The organism is Streptomyces sp. NPDC050508 (assembly GCF_040655155.1).
Classification (GTDB): Bacteria; Actinomycetota; Actinomycetes; order Streptomycetales; family Streptomycetaceae; genus Streptomyces.
In genome coordinates, this window is record NZ_JBFAJJ010000007.1 from 68,428 (window position 1) to 82,268 (window position 13,841).

12 protein-coding genes are annotated in these 13,841 nt (G+C 68.9%); 4 read left to right on the top strand and 8 right to left on the bottom strand.

Going from position 1 to position 13,841, the window contains the following annotated elements; genetic code table 11:
• Positions 1 to 48 precede the first annotated feature (48 nt).
• The 6 genes from AB0I69_RS21255 to AB0I69_RS21280 all read right to left on the bottom strand — a co-directional run bounded on the left by AB0I69_RS21255 (position 49) and on the right by AB0I69_RS21280 (position 6,767).
• A complete protein-coding gene (locus AB0I69_RS21255) occupies positions 49 to 939 on the bottom strand; it encodes a TauD/TfdA family dioxygenase (protein WP_363097191.1) in 891 nt (296 codons plus the stop codon).
• A gap of 12 nt (positions 940 to 951) precedes the next feature.
• On the bottom strand, positions 952 to 2,295 hold the full coding sequence (locus tag AB0I69_RS21260) for an LLM class flavin-dependent oxidoreductase (protein WP_363097192.1): 1,344 nt from the start codon (positions 2,293 to 2,295) through the stop codon (positions 952 to 954).
• A gap of 342 nt (positions 2,296 to 2,637) precedes the next feature.
• Entirely contained in the window at positions 2,638 to 3,372 is a 735-nt protein-coding gene (locus tag AB0I69_RS21265) for an ABC transporter ATP-binding protein (RefSeq protein WP_363097193.1), read from the bottom strand.
• Complete coding sequence (locus AB0I69_RS21270) at positions 3,348 to 4,220, bottom strand: ABC transporter permease (protein WP_363097194.1); 873 nt, start codon at positions 4,218 to 4,220, stop codon at positions 3,348 to 3,350. Before AB0I69_RS21270 ends, AB0I69_RS21265 begins: the two co-directional genes overlap by 25 nt.
• A 5-nt stretch (positions 4,221 to 4,225) precedes the next feature.
• On the bottom strand, positions 4,226 to 5,296 hold the full coding sequence (locus AB0I69_RS21275; RefSeq protein ID WP_363097195.1) for an ABC transporter substrate-binding protein: 1,071 nt from the start codon (positions 5,294 to 5,296) through the stop codon (positions 4,226 to 4,228).
• A 259-nt stretch (positions 5,297 to 5,555) separates the two neighbouring features.
• On the bottom strand, positions 5,556 to 6,767 hold the full coding sequence (locus AB0I69_RS21280; RefSeq protein ID WP_363097196.1) for an ROK family protein: 1,212 nt from the start codon (positions 6,765 to 6,767) through the stop codon (positions 5,556 to 5,558).
• Between the two features lie 416 nt (positions 6,768 to 7,183).
• On the opposite strand from AB0I69_RS21280, the gene AB0I69_RS21285 reads away from it, so the two are divergent.
• Entirely contained in the window at positions 7,184 to 7,765 is a 582-nt protein-coding gene (locus tag AB0I69_RS21285; RefSeq protein WP_363097197.1) for a biotin transporter BioY, read from the top strand.
• 94 nt (positions 7,766 to 7,859) lie between these two features.
• On the opposite strand, the gene AB0I69_RS21290 is transcribed toward AB0I69_RS21285, so the two are convergent.
• Positions 7,860 to 8,588 carry an LPXTG cell wall anchor domain-containing protein gene (locus tag AB0I69_RS21290; RefSeq protein WP_363097198.1) on the bottom strand — a complete coding sequence of 243 codons (729 nt, stop codon included), beginning with the start codon at positions 8,586 to 8,588 and terminating at the stop codon, positions 7,860 to 7,862.
• A 179-nt stretch (positions 8,589 to 8,767) separates the two neighbouring features.
• On the opposite strand from AB0I69_RS21290, the gene AB0I69_RS21295 reads away from it, so the two are divergent.
• A complete protein-coding gene (locus tag AB0I69_RS21295) occupies positions 8,768 to 10,813 on the top strand; it encodes a serine/threonine-protein kinase (RefSeq protein WP_363097199.1) in 2,046 nt (681 codons plus the stop codon).
• A 6-nt stretch (positions 10,814 to 10,819) separates the two neighbouring features.
• Here AB0I69_RS21295 and AB0I69_RS21300 read toward each other — a convergent pair whose 3' ends face one another.
• Entirely contained in the window at positions 10,820 to 12,250 is a 1,431-nt protein-coding gene (locus AB0I69_RS21300; protein WP_363097200.1) for an amino acid permease, read from the bottom strand.
• A 214-nt stretch (positions 12,251 to 12,464) separates the two neighbouring features.
• On the opposite strand from AB0I69_RS21300, the gene AB0I69_RS21305 reads away from it, so the two are divergent.
• Together AB0I69_RS21305 and AB0I69_RS21310 are read left to right on the top strand one after the other, a co-directional pair.
• Positions 12,465 to 12,950 carry a ribose-5-phosphate isomerase gene (locus AB0I69_RS21305; RefSeq protein WP_363097201.1) on the top strand — a complete coding sequence of 162 codons (486 nt, stop codon included), beginning with the start codon at positions 12,465 to 12,467 and terminating at the stop codon, positions 12,948 to 12,950.
• 69 nt (positions 12,951 to 13,019) lie between these two features.
• Positions 13,020 to 13,835, top strand: a complete 816-nt coding sequence (locus AB0I69_RS21310; protein ID WP_363097202.1) for a DNA-formamidopyrimidine glycosylase family protein — start codon at positions 13,020 to 13,022, stop codon at positions 13,833 to 13,835.
• Positions 13,836 to 13,841: the final 6 nt, after the last annotated feature.

The window sequence follows — 13,841 nt, forward strand, 5'->3', positions numbered from 1 at the left end:
CAGCATGCGGACCGAGCTGCTACGGACCGTGGTTACTCCGTTACTCCTTTACTCCGCTACGGATGTGTAGTGCGAGGCGTCGCCCTCGATCGCGTAGCTCTCCTTGCCCTCGATGCCGACCGGGATGTCACCGGCGACCGTCACGCGGTTGAGGCGGCGCGGCTGGTCGTCGTAGTTGTCGATGGCGTAGTGCTGGGTGATGCGGTTGTCGAACAGGACGAGCTGGTTCGGGGACCAGCGCCAGCGCAGGATGTTCTCGGGGCGGGTGACGTAGGACTGGAGGAGGTCCAGGATCTTGCGGGACTCGCCCGTCGAGAGGCCGACTATCCGCTGCGCGAATCCGCCGATGAACAGGCCGCGTTCGCCGGTCAGCGGGTGGACGCGGACTACCGGGTGGACCGTACGGAACTTGATGGACGTGAACTGGGCGCGCTGCGCGGCCCGTTCGGTGTCGATCTCCTCGTCCGGTACGGCGTAGTCGTAGTCGTTGGTGTGCTCCGCCCAGAGGGCGTCCGCCAGGACGCGCAGCGGTTCCGGTAGATCGCGATAGGCCGCCGCCGAACTGGCTATCAGGGTCTCGCCGCCGTACGGCGGGATCGTGATGCTGCGCAGGGTGCTGGCCTGGGGCGGGTTGAGGACGAACGTCACGTCCGTGTGCCAGTGGTTGGCCCGGCCGCGCTCGCTGTCGACCGGCAGCACGTTCGGGGCGCCGTCGACGGCGGGCACCGTGGGGTGCGCGGTGGTCAGGTCGCCGAAGTGACGGGCGAAGGCCGCCTGGCCCTCGTCGTCGAGGTGGACGTCGTCGAAGACCAGCGCCTTGTGGATGTTGAGGGCCTCGCGGAGGGCGGCTGTCTGCTCCTCGTCGAGCGGCTTGTTGATGTCCACGCCCGACACGCGGGCGCCGATGTTCGCGGTGACCTTCTGGATCTCGATGGACATGGTGAAGTCCTTTCAGACGAGGGCGGGTTGGGTGGGTCGGGTGTACTGGTTGGCGGGGCGGGGGAGGCCGTAGCGCTCCCGGAGGGTCGTGCGCGGGCCGTACTCCGTGCGGAGCAGGCCGCGGGCGCGGAGGAGCGGGACGACGTGGTCGACGAAGGCGTCGAGGCCGGAGGGCAGGACCGCGGGCATGATGTTGAAGCCGTCGGCGGCGCCCTGCGTGAACCACGTCCCGATCGCGTCGGCGACCTGCTCCGGCGTACCGGCGAAGGTGAGATGCCCACGTCCGCCGCCGAGCCGGCCGATCAGCTGCCGTACGGTGAGCCGGTCGCGGCGGGCGAGTTCGACGACGAGCGTGTAGCGGCTCTTGGCTCCCTCGATGGCGTCCTCGGGCGGCAGGTCGGCCGGGAGCGGGGCATCCAACTCCAGGGTGCCGGGCGTCAGTTGCAGCAGGCTCTCCAGACGGTCCACGCCGTGCGTGTACACGATGTGGTCCTCAAGGATCTGCTCGTTCGCCCGCGCCTCGGCCTCCGTCGACCCGAGCACCGGGACGATCCCGGGCAGCACCTTGATGTGCTCGGGGTCCCGACCGGCCGCCGCCGTACGGGACTTGAGGTCCTTGTAGAAGGCCTGCGCGTCGGCGAGGGTCTGCTGAGCGGTGAACACCGCCTCCGCGTACCGCGCCGCGAACGCCTTGCCGTCCTCGCTCGACCCCGCCTGCACGAGGAGGGGGTAACCCTGCGGCGCGCGGGGGACGTTGAGGGCACCCGCGACACTGAAGTACGTCCCCTGGTGACGCGGCGGGTGGACCTTGGCGTCGTCGCCCCACACACCGGCCGCCTTGTCGGCGACGATCGCGTCGTCCTCCCAGCTGTCCCAGAGCTTCAACGCCACATCGAGGAACTCGGCGGCCCGTGCGTACCGTTCGGCGTGCGCGGGCTCGTGCTCCAGACCGAAGTTACGGGCGGCCTCGGCACCGGCGGTGGTGACGATGTTCCAGCCGGCCCGGCCCCCGCTGATGATGTCGAGAGAGGCGAACTTGCGGGCCAGGTTGTAGGGGGAGTTGTAGGACGTGGACGCGGTGGCGATGAGTCCGATGTGCTCGGTGGCGGTAGCCAGCGCGGTGAGCAGGGTGAGCGGTTCCAGTGCACCGGCGGGCCGTTGGGCGAGGTTGCCCCACAACTGCGGCCCGTCAGCGAGGAAGAGGGAGTCGAAGGTGCCGCGCTCGGCGATCCGGGCGAGATGTATGTAGTGGTCCAACTCGACGTGGGCGTAGGGGTTGCTCTCCGGGAGACGCCAGGAGGCCTCGTGGTGACCGGTGTTCATGAGGAAGGCGTTCAGGTGGAGTTGGCGGGGCATGGCAGGTCCTTTGGGTGGGAGTTCCGGTGCGTGAATCAGCCGTTGGGCGACTTCTCAACGCGGGCTGCGCAAATCGGTCTGTTGGGCGACATCTCAATGCCAGGCCGGGCAAATCAGCTCGCCGGGCGACCTCTCAGCGGAGGCCGCGCAAGTCAGCCCGTTGGGCGACTTCTCAGCGCAGGCCGCGCATAGCCAGCCCGTTGGGCGACCTCCGAACGCAGGCCGGCATTTTTCAGCCTGTCCGGCGTTTGAGGACGAGGCCCCTTCAGGGCCGATGGGGGTCTGGGGGCGCAGCCCCCAGCAGACGGCACGAGCAGCGGACGCTCACCTCGCAGCGGACGCTCACCGCGAATCCGACGTCACACCGAGCGCCGCCAACAACCGCTCCCGATACTCCGCACGCGGCACCTCAGGATCGATGGCCAGATCAAGCCCGATCCGCCCCTCCTCCAGCACAAGCACCCGATCCGCAAGCACAATCGCCTCATCCACGTCATGCGTGACCAGCAACACCGAGGGCCGATGCCGCTCCCACAACTCACGCAACAACACGTGCATCCGAATGCGGGTCAGCGCATCCAGCGCCCCGAACGGCTCATCCGCCAGCAGAAGTTCAGGCTCACGGACAAGCGAACGAGCCAACGCGGCCCGCTGCGCCTCACCCCCGGACAACTCGTTGGGCCAGGCCCGCTCACGCCCCGCGAGCCCCACTTCCGCAAGGGCCTCGCGGCCCTTCACGGCGGCTTCCTTGCCCTCTGCCCCCAACAGCACGTTGTCGAGAACCCGCCGCCAGGGCAGCAACCGGGAGTCCTGGAACACCACCGACACCCGCTCAGGCGCGGTGAGTCGACCGCTCCCGGAGACCTCGTGATCAAGCCCCGCGATGGCCCGCAGCAACGTGCTCTTGCCGGAACCGCTGTGCCCGAGCAGCGCGGTGAACTGCCCGGCCGGCAGATCCAGATCGATGTGGTCGAGAACCGTACGCCCGTCGAACGACCGTGTAAGCCCCCGGAGTTGGACCGCAGGGACCGCAGAGACGGCGGGCGCGGTGGTCAGTTGCTGAGTGTGCGGCGCCATGACAGCACCCTCCGTTCGACGAGACGGACCGCGCTGTCGGAGAGCAGACCGAACACGCCGTAGATCAGCAGGCCGACCAGGATGACGTCCGACTGGCCGTAGTTCTGGGCCTGGAACATCATGTAACCGAGGCCGCTGGTGGCGTTGATCTGTTCCAGGACCACCAGACTCAGCCAGGAACCGGTCACCCCGAGGCGCAGGCCCACGAAGAAGCCGGGCAGGGCGCCGGGGATGACGATCTGGCGGACGAACTGGAGCCTCGACAGGCCCTGGACCTCGGCGAGTTCGACGTAACGGTGGTCGATGCCGGACAGCGCGGCGTGCAGGTTGAGGTAGATCGGGATGTAGACGACGATCGCGATGATGGCGATCTTGAAGGTCTCGCCGATGCCCAGCCAGAGGATGAACAGCGGGATCAGACCCAGGGTCGGGATCGCCCGGTTGAGCTGCACGGTCCCGTCGATCAGCGCCTCGCCGACCCGGCTCAGCCCGGCGGCCAGCGCGAGGACGACACCGGCGGTGAGGCCGAGCGCGAAGCCGTAGGCGGCACGCTCCAGGGAGGTCAGCATGTCCGTGGGCAGCGTGCCGGACGTCCACAGTCGGCCGGCGGTCCTCAACACCGTCCAGGGCGCCGGGATCGCGGCCGGGTCCAGCTGCCCGGCGGCGGAGGCGACCGCCCACAGGGCGAGGAAGAGGGCGGGCCCGACGATCCGGGAGGCGGGCAGGCGCTTGCCGGGAGCGAGACCGCGCCGCCGCCGGCGCGGCACGCGGGGGGCGGTCCCAACGGCGGTCACCGGCACGGTGGTTGTAGTGGTGGCCCCGGCCGTCCGGGACGTGGAGGTCGTCATGGCCGTCACTTCCGGTACTCCGCCGCCACGGCCTTCGCCGCGATCCCCTCGAAGCGCCGGTCGAAGAGCGAGTCCACCTTGAACTCCTTCACGAAGCCGCCCTCCGCGAGCAGATCGGCGGTCTCCTGCTCCCACTTCACGGCCTCGTCCCAACTCGGCGGGAACAACGGCTTGTTGGCGAGAGCGGTGACCGACTGGGCCTGCGCGAGGGTCAGGTTCTGCGTCTTGACGTAGAACTCCTCGTTCCAGGTGTCCGGGTTCTCGTACGCCCAGACCTGGCCCTGCGCCCACTGCGGGATGTACGCGGCGATCGCGGCGGCCTTCGCGGAGTCGGCCAGCACGGCGGACGGCGCCCACAGCAAGTTGAGCAGGTCTACGACGTCGGTGGTGATCGCGCGGGCGCCCTTCGCCTCGTACTGCTTGAGGTAGGCCGGTGCCTGGCTGTTGGCGAGCGGGGCGATGTCGACCTGGCCCGACTGCAGGGCCGTGAAGAACTGGTTGCTGGTCAGCGGGACCAGTTTCACCTCGTCGTACTTCAGCCCGGCCGCCTTCAACGCGCGCAGCAGGACGACGCCTTGGGCCTGCCCCTGCGAGAACGCCAGCTTCTTGCCCTTGAAGTCCGCGACCGTGCGGATGTCACTGCCGGGCTTGGTGGCGAAGAGGTAGTTGGGCTTGCGGGTGACGTCGATCGCGACGATCTTCGCGTCGAAGCCCTGGTAGTGCGCCTGGATCGGCGGGATGCCGGCGTTGTTGGCGAGGTCCAGGGACTTGGCGCGGAACGCGTTGATGACATCGGGACCGGCTCCGATGTTCACCCAACTCGACACGGTGAACGGCAACTTGGGCAGTTTCGCCAGCTTGAACTGGAGCTGCTGGGTGTTCAGGTACGAGGAGATCTTCAGGCTCGTGCCGGACGGCACCTTCGCGGCGAGCGGGGCGGACAGACCGGCCCCCGACTTGGCGGCCGCGGCACTGCTGGTGGCGCAGCCGCTGAGGCCGGCGATGCCCGCGGCGGCACCGAGCACGGAGGTGAGGAAGAGTCGCCGGTCGACGCCGGGCGCACGGGAATGGGGCATGGGAGGACTCCCTGATCAAAAGTCGCGGGAACGCGGGAACGCGGGAACGCACGCGGAATTCACGGACGGAGAAAGACGGAGCAGTCCGGAAAAAGAAATGCAGGCAGGATGAGACCGGCGCTCGGGGCGCGTCAACGGGTCAGCAACAAGAAGTGCGACAACTCATCTGCAGGCTCATGACCAGGATGTTCCCGGTCATGCGCACCCCCTGTCAACATTCCGAGTTTCTGAATTAAATACGCCCCGGTGACACGCTCGGTCACACGCTCAAGGGATCCCGGTACAGCACATCGAGCATCACCGAACCGCCCGCCACCGCCAGCACGGAATCCGGGAAACTCGTCGGCACGACAGCGGACGCCCGCGCGTCACCGACCTCCTCGCGCAGCGCGCGCAGGCAGTCCTCCCGCCGTACGACCCCCAGCTCGGTGACGACCACCGTCTCCGGGTTGAGGATGTCGAGCAGCAGCCCGACCGCCCGCCCCACCATGCGCGCCCGCTGCGTCAACAGCCGTACGGCGACGGGGTCTCCGCGCTCGGCCGCGGCCACGACGTGGGTCGGGTTCATCCCGTCGACGATCCCCGCCTCTCGGGCCCGTCGGCACAACGTCCGTTCACTCAGCTCGACTTGGAGGCAGCCGACGCGCCCGCAGTCGCACGGTTCCGTGCCGCCGCGCAGGGGCAGATGGGCGATCGCACCGGCCTGTGAACGGGGACCGTGGTGCACCTCGTCGTTGGTGGCGAAGGCCGCGTCGACCACATTGCCGACGAAGAGGTGCAGGACACTGCGGCTGCCGCGGGCCCGCCCGAAGAGCCGTTCCCCGTTGACCAACGCCCGCGCGTGGCCGTCCACATGGACCGGCAGTCCGGTGCGGGCGCCGAGGATCTCGCGTACCGGCACGTCCCGCCAGCCGAGCAGCGGATGTTCGACGATGGTCCCGGAGTCCCGGTCGACCCAGCCGCCGGCGGCGACGCCGACCCCGAGCGGTGTGCTTCCGGCGGCCTCGGCGAACAGCGCGCCCAGACCGTCGGCGGCCCGGGCCAGTACCCGGGCGGGCTCGGTGCGGTCACCCGCGGTGTCGTGCCGCAGGCGCCGCTCGGCCACCACCCGCCCGCGCAGATCCAGCAGCGCGACTGTCGTATAGGGCACGGCCACATGGACCCCGCCCACAACGAACCGTGACGCGTCCAGGTCGACGGGCACATGGGGCCGGCCCACACCGTTCGAGCGACGGGGTGCGGCGGACTCCCGTATCAGGCCGAGTTCGGCGAAGCGGGCGCAGTAGTCGGTCACCGACGCCGGGGACAGCCCGGTCAGCCGGGAGATGGTGCTGCGGGCCACCGGGCCGTGCTCCAGCACCGAGCGCAGGATGACACTCGCGTTGGTGCGCCGCCGGTCACTGTCGGCGGCGCGGGGCACGGGGGAGTTGGGGGAGCGGGACGTGAGAAGTGGTGCCGCGTTACGGGGCATGGGGATCTTCCTCGGGAACGGTTCCGACAGTGCGCCGTCTCGGATTCGAGGCGCACCGGATCCGCTCCGCCCGCCTCAGGGGCGGTAACAGGTCGCCGCGGCCTGGCGTCGCAGGTCGACATAGCGACGCGACGCGAAGTTCCGGGCCTGGGCAACCATGTGCTCGAAGTTAGCAAAACGGCCCACGGCTGCCCAGACGGTGACCGGTGTGCGAGACGGCACGGGTGCCGGTGTGCGAGACGGCACGAGGCCCGCGTGACCGGCGTCACGCCCGGGCGCGTGTAACGGGCATCCTTTGTCCGGAGCCCACCAAGCGCGCGCCGAAGCCTTTGTCGAACGCTGACGGTGATCGGCCCGAGGACCCTGGGATAGCGTCACAAAGTCCCCCTGTACCCCCGTCAACCTGCGGAGTCCCCTTGAGTACCGCCGTCGCCACCGCCCGCCCCGGACAGGTCCTCGCCGACCTGCTGCCCGCCTCCCGCGTCCGGGACATCGCCCTCGTGCTCGGCGGCGCCGCGCTCACCGGCCTCGCCGCCCAGCTCGCCGTGCCCGTGCCGGGCTCCTCGGTCCCGGTCACCGGCCAGACCTTCGCCGCGCTGCTCGTCGGCACGTCCCTCGGCGCCGGCCGCGGCTTCCTCTCGCTCGCCCTGTACGCGCTGCTCGGCCTCGCCGGCGTGCCGTGGTTCGCCGCCGGCACCCACGGGGCGGGCGCCTCCTTCGGCTACATCATCGGCATGCTGCTCGCCTCCGCCGCCGTCGGTGCCCTGGCTCGCCGCGGCACCGACCGCTCGGTCCTCCGCATGGCCGGCACGATGCTGCTCGGCGAGGCGATCATCTACGCGATCGGCGTCCCGTACCTGGCGTTGAGCCTCGACCTGTCGACGAGCGCCGCGATTGCCGCCGGCCTCACCCCGTTCCTCATCGGCGACGCCCTGAAGGCAGCCCTGGCGATGGGCGCGACCCCGACGGCCTGGAAGTTCGTCAACAAGCAGCGCTGACAAGGCAGTAGAGCTGACAAGGCAGTAGAAAGGGAGGGCTGGGTGCTCCCGCAACCCGGCCCTCCCTTGCCCTTCTCGCCTTCTCGCCCTTGCCCTAGCCTTCCAACGACCGCTGCCTGGGCCGTCGTTGAGACCAGTACAGGCCCGCCGCGCCCGCCGCGATCAGCGCCGCGCCGGCCGCGCCGAGCGGCAGGACGTCACTACCGACGCCGGTCTTGGGCAGCGTGTCGCCACCCGGGGCCACCGGCTTGTTGTCGGTGCCGAGCAGCAACGGGGTGGCCGGGGCGTTCGGCGACGGGTTCGTCGTGCCGAACGGGACCGGGCCCTGCTGCCAGAACGTCTTCTTGCCGTCGGCGGACATCACCGGCAGACAGATCTTCCCGGCCTTGCTCAGGTCGTACGTCGCATCGACGGCGTACGACTTCGACTTCCCCGCGGCGAGAGCGCCGACGGAGCACGTGAACCCACTGTTCGAACCGGCAGGCAGATCCTTTTCGGAAATCGCCGAACAGCCCTGCACATTCGTGACCTTGAGGCCGTCGAAACCGACGACCAGGAGATGGAGATCGCCGCTCTCCTTGGTCCCCTCGTTCTTCACCGTGGCAGTGATCGCCGTCTTTTTCGAACTGTTGTCGACCGAGATCTTCTCCGGCAGGAGAGTGGTCAGCTTCACGCCCGCCGGAGCCGGGTCCACGGCTTTTCCCCCCTTACTGCTCCCCGGTCCCTGGTCATCCGCCGTGGCAGTGAAGGAAAGAATCATCACCGCCGAGAAAGATGCCGTGAGCAGCGACCCCGTGATGGCTGTCGCACGACGAGAACTCATGTTCGTCCCCCTTGCGTTCCCCTGTGTCCCCCTGGGACTGCGCCTGAATTCGCAGTACTTGAAGAGGTACCACAAGATTTCTCCGCACTATGCTGGTACGGCATGAAGTGTGACCATTGTGTTTTGTAGGGGAACGGTTGAGGCGATCGTTGAGGGGGTGCAGCGGATTGCCGGGGAGCATGGGGAATTCGGGGAGTGGCGGTACTCCGGGGCTAGTGGTGACCGGGCGATATCGGTTGGTCGAAAGTATCGGTCAGGGGGGAATGGGGCGGGTGTGGCGAGCCGCCGACGAAATGCTCGACCGGCAGGTCGCGGTCAAGGAAATACGCATAGACGGCCTCGGCGCGGAGGACACCCGCACCCGCCGTGAGCGCACCCTGCGCGAGGCCAGGGCCACGGCCCGGATCGACCATCCCAACGTCGTGCGCGTCTACGACGTCGTGGACGAGGGCGAACGCCTGTGGATCGTCATGGAGTTGGTCGCCGGCCGCTCGCTGGACCGGATCATGAAGGAGGACGGCCCGATCGGCCCACGGGAGGCGGCCCGCATCGGACTGGGACTGGTGGCGGCCCTGCGTCAGGTGCACGCGAGAGGCGTCCTGCACCGGGACATCAAGCCCGGCAACGTGCTCATCGAGACCCGCGGACAACGCGTCGTACTCACCGACTTCGGCATCGCCGCGATCCAGGACGCCGAGGCGCTCACCATGGTCGGCACGCTCGTCGGCTCGCCCGACTACATGGCACCCGAGCGGATCTCCGGCCGCCCGCAGGGACCGCCCTCGGACATCTGGTCCCTGGGCGCGACCCTCTGCGCGGCCCTCGGCGGACGTTCCCCGTTCTCCCGCGGCACAACACTGGCGACCCTGCACGCCGTTCTGTACGAGGAGCCCGAACTCCCGTCCGCAGCGGGCCCGTTGCACGACATCCTCGCCGCGCTGCTGGAGAAGGAGCCCTCGGTCCGTCCGGGGCTGGAGGAGGCGGAAGGGGTGCTGTTTCCGGTGGCGTTCCCGCCGGCGGGCCAGGAGAGTGAGGAACCGGCGGCGGCAGAACCGGAGTTGGCGCAGGAGCCGGCCGAGGCCCACCGGGAGTCACCGACCCCGCCCTTCCTGGAACCGTCGCTCGTCCGCGCGGCACGCGACCCCCGGATATACGACCCGGACCCCGACCTCGACCCGGGCCTCGATCCCCACCCCGTCGAGGACGCCATACCGACGCAGCGCCCCGCCGTGGAAGAGCCGGCCTCCGCCGCAGAAGCCGCCTCCGAGTTGAGCTCAGAGTTGAACTCCGAGGCCTCGTCCGAAAACTCCCGGCGAACCGCCCCACGCAAGGCCGGTGTCTCCCTCGTACGCGCCGAGCAACGCGAACTTGCCGAACAGGCCGAAGCGTTGATCGAGCGAGAGCGCGTGCCCGTCCCGTCCCGCCCGCCGCGCATCGACCTCGGCCCCCATCCGGCTCGCCTGCTCCGCGGCGGTGAACTCCCGGGCCCTGCCCAGCCGTTCACCCCGGACCGGAGCCGCCACACTCACCGCATCCATCGCGGTCGTATCGTGCTGATCGCCGCCGCGGCCGTGGTGGTCGTAGGCGCGGTCGTCGGGACGATCCTCGCGAACTCCGGCGGCTCGTCCGACGACACGGTCACGGGCTCGGCGTCGAAGACATCGAGCCCGTCGAACGCGTCGACCGGCACGTCGACCGGTGCCTCGTCCGGCACCTCTGCCTCGTCCGGAACCTCATCAGCACCGACCGAACCGTCCGCCTCCCCGTCCCCCACCGTCGAGGGCACCTCCCGCCCACCGAGCCTGCCCCCGGGCACGCATCAGGAGGCGGGCGGGTTCGCCTGGGCCACGCCCACCGGCTGGCGGCGTGATCTGAAGACGGGGGCCGAGGTGCACTACACGTCCCCGGACGGCACTCAGGAACTCGTGGGCAAGTCCTCGCTCGCCCGCGGTGACCTGATGCAGACCTGGGAGGCCTCGGAGCGCAACGCCCACCAGGGGCAGAGCTACCAGAAGATCCGCCTCGACAACACGACGTTCCGCGGCTACCCGGCGGTGGTCTGGGAGTACACGTTCACACTCAAGGGCGTCCCCTGGCACGCCCGGCTGCTCGGATTCGACGAGGACGGGAAGTCGTACCAGATCAACACCTGGTACCAGCCGGGCGTGGAGACCCAGGCCCTGAAGACCTACGACAAGGTCAAGAACAGCTTCGTAGTGCTGTGAACTCCCTTAGCCCACGGACACCTTGTCGGTGTCGGTGTCCGTCTCGGCCGCCGTGACCGCCTGTCCGCCCCGCACCCGCTCCTTGATCACCGAGACCGCCACCACGGCCAACGCGACCATCAGGGACAGCAGAACGGTCGTACGGCCGCTGCTCTCGCCCTCGGTGTCGGTGAGCATGTAGCCGAGGACGAACACGATCAGGGCGATCGTCGCCCAGGTCAGATACGGGTACAGCCACATCCGCACGACGAGCTTCTCCGGCGACTCGCGCTCGATGATTCGCCGCAGGCGCAGCTGCGACGCACAGATCACCAGCCACACGAACAGGGCGACCGCACCTGAGGAGTTGACGAGGAAGAGGAAGACGGTGTCCGGGAAGGCGTAGTTGAAGAACACGGCGACGAACCCGAAGACGACGGAGGCGATGATCGCCGCCATCGGCACACCGCGGGAGGTGGTCTTGGCGAACGCCTTCGGTGCGTCGCCGCGTCCGCCGAGCGAGAAGGCCATGCGGGAGGCCGTGTAGAGGCCGGAGTTGAGGCAGGACAGCACCGAGGTCAGCACGATGAAGTTCATGATCTGACCGGCGTGCGCGATGCCGAGGGAGTCGAGGGCGGCGACGTAGGAGCCCTGCGCCTTGATCGACGGGTCGTTCCAGGGGAGCAGGCAGACGACGACGAAGATCGAGCCGAGGTAGAAGACGCCGATGCGCCAGATGATGCTGTTGGTCGACTTGGTGACCGCGCGCTGCGGGTCCTCGGACTCACCGGCGGCCAGCGTGGCGATCTCGCTGCCCATGAAGGAGAAGACGACCAGCAGGACACCGGTCAGGATCGCGCCGGGCCCGTTCGGCAGGAAGCCGCCGTGCTCGGTGAGGTTGCCGAAGCCCGCCTTGTCGGTGTGGGCGCCGGGCAGCACGCCGAAGATCGCCAGCGCGCCGACGACGATGAACGCGCCGATCGCCACGACCTTGATCCCGGCGAACCAGAACTCGAACTCGCCGTAGGAGCCGACCGATACGAGGTTCGTGGCGGTCAGCACCACCATCACGATGAGCGCCCAGCCCCACTGCGGTACGGCCGGTATCCACCCTTCGAGGATCTTCGCGCCGGCGGTCGCCTCGACGGCGAGCACGACGACCCAGAAGAACCAGTACAGCCAGCCGATCGAGAAGCCGGCCCAGCGGCCGAGTGCGCGGTCGGCGTGTGCGGAGAACGAGCCGGACGTGGGGTTCGCGGCCGACATCTCGCCGAGCATGCGCATCACCAGCACCACGAGCGTGCCGACGAGCGCGTAGGAGAGAAGGATGCCGGGGCCGGCGGTCGCGATGCCCGAGCTCGAACCGACGAACAGGCCGGCGCCGATGACGCCGCCGATCGCGATCATCGAGAGATGTCGGTTCTTGAGTCCTGCCTGAAGGCCGGAACCAGAAGTCATGGGGGGAATTCCTTTACGCCGGTTGGGATGCCGGTGGGGGTGCTCGTACGAGCGGCGTACGAGTCGGTCCAGTGAATCGGAGGTAAAGGAATTCCTGAACCTTTGAATCCAGATCGTTACTTGAGGTTTCCTTGAGGTTGCGAGGCGTTGCCTGTATTTAACGTGGTCGGGCCCCGGAGCTGCTTCCCGGAAACAGCCGTGTCACACTCGACCCATGCGCGTGTATCTCGGCTCCGACCATGCGGGCTTCGAACTCAAGAACCACCTCGTCGAGTGGCTCAAGGAGGCGGGCCATGAGCCCGTCGACTGCGGGCCGCACATCTTCGACGCCCAGGACGACTACCCGCCCTTCTGCCTCCGCGCCGCAGAGCGCACGGCCGCCGACCCCGAGGCCCTCGGCATCGTGATCGGCGGCTCCGGCAACGGCGAGCAGATCGCGGCGAACAAGGTCAAGGGCGTGCGTGCGGCCCTCGCCTGGAGCGAGGAGACCGCGTCGCTCGGGCGGCAGCACAACAACGCGAACGTCGTCGCGGTCGGCGCGCGGATGCACACGGAGGACGAGGCGACGAAGTTCGTCGAGACGTTCCTGGCGACGCCGTTCTCCGAGGACCCGCGGCACATCCGTCGGATCGACATGCTGACGGAGTACGAGACGACGGGGGAGCTGCCCCCGATCCCGGCGCACCACCCGAAGCAGTAGGCACGCTTTTCAAGGCCCACCCGTCAAGTGACCGAGACGGGTGGGCGGGTGGGAAAGGAAGTTCGTCAGGTGCCAGAGGGGCACACGATCCACCGACTCGCGCTGGACTACGGCAGTCACTTCGCCAACCGAGCTGTACAAGTCACCAGCCCCCAGGGCAAGTTCAGCAACGCCGCCGCGCTATTGAACGGGACGGAACTCACCCGCACAGAAGCCCACGGCAAGCATCTCTTCCTCGGTTTCCGTGACGAGGAGTGGATCCACATCCACCTGGGCCTGTTCGGCAAGGTGAACTTCGGCGGAGCCCCCGCACCCCTGCCCACGGACACCGTCCGCCTACGTCTCGCGAACGACGCGTCGTACGTCGATCTCCGCGGCCCCACGACCTGCGCCCTGATCACGGACACCGAGAAGCAGGCGATACACGACCGCCTCGGCCCCGACCCCCTGCGCCCGGCGAAGGACACGGACCCGAGCGCGGCGTACCGGCGCATCTCCCGCAGCCGTACGACGATCGCCGCACTCCTCATGGACCAGAAGGTCATCGCCGGCGTCGGCAACGTCTACCGCGCCGAGGTCCTCTTCCGGCACGGCATCGACCCGTACCGCGCGGGCAAGGACCTCACGCCCGCCGAGTGGGACGCGATCTGGGCCGACCTCGTCGGGCTGATGCGCGAGGGCGTCCGCAACAACCGCATCGACACCGTCCGCCTCGAACACACCCCCGAGGCGATGGGTCGCCCGCCGCGCGTGGACGACCACGGCGGCGAGGTCTACGTCTACCGCCGGGCCAACCGGCCCTGCCACATCTGTGGCGGCGAGATCCGCACCGCCGACCTCGCCGCCCGCAACCTCTTCTGGTGTCCCAACTGCCAGAAGCGGTAGGGCTGT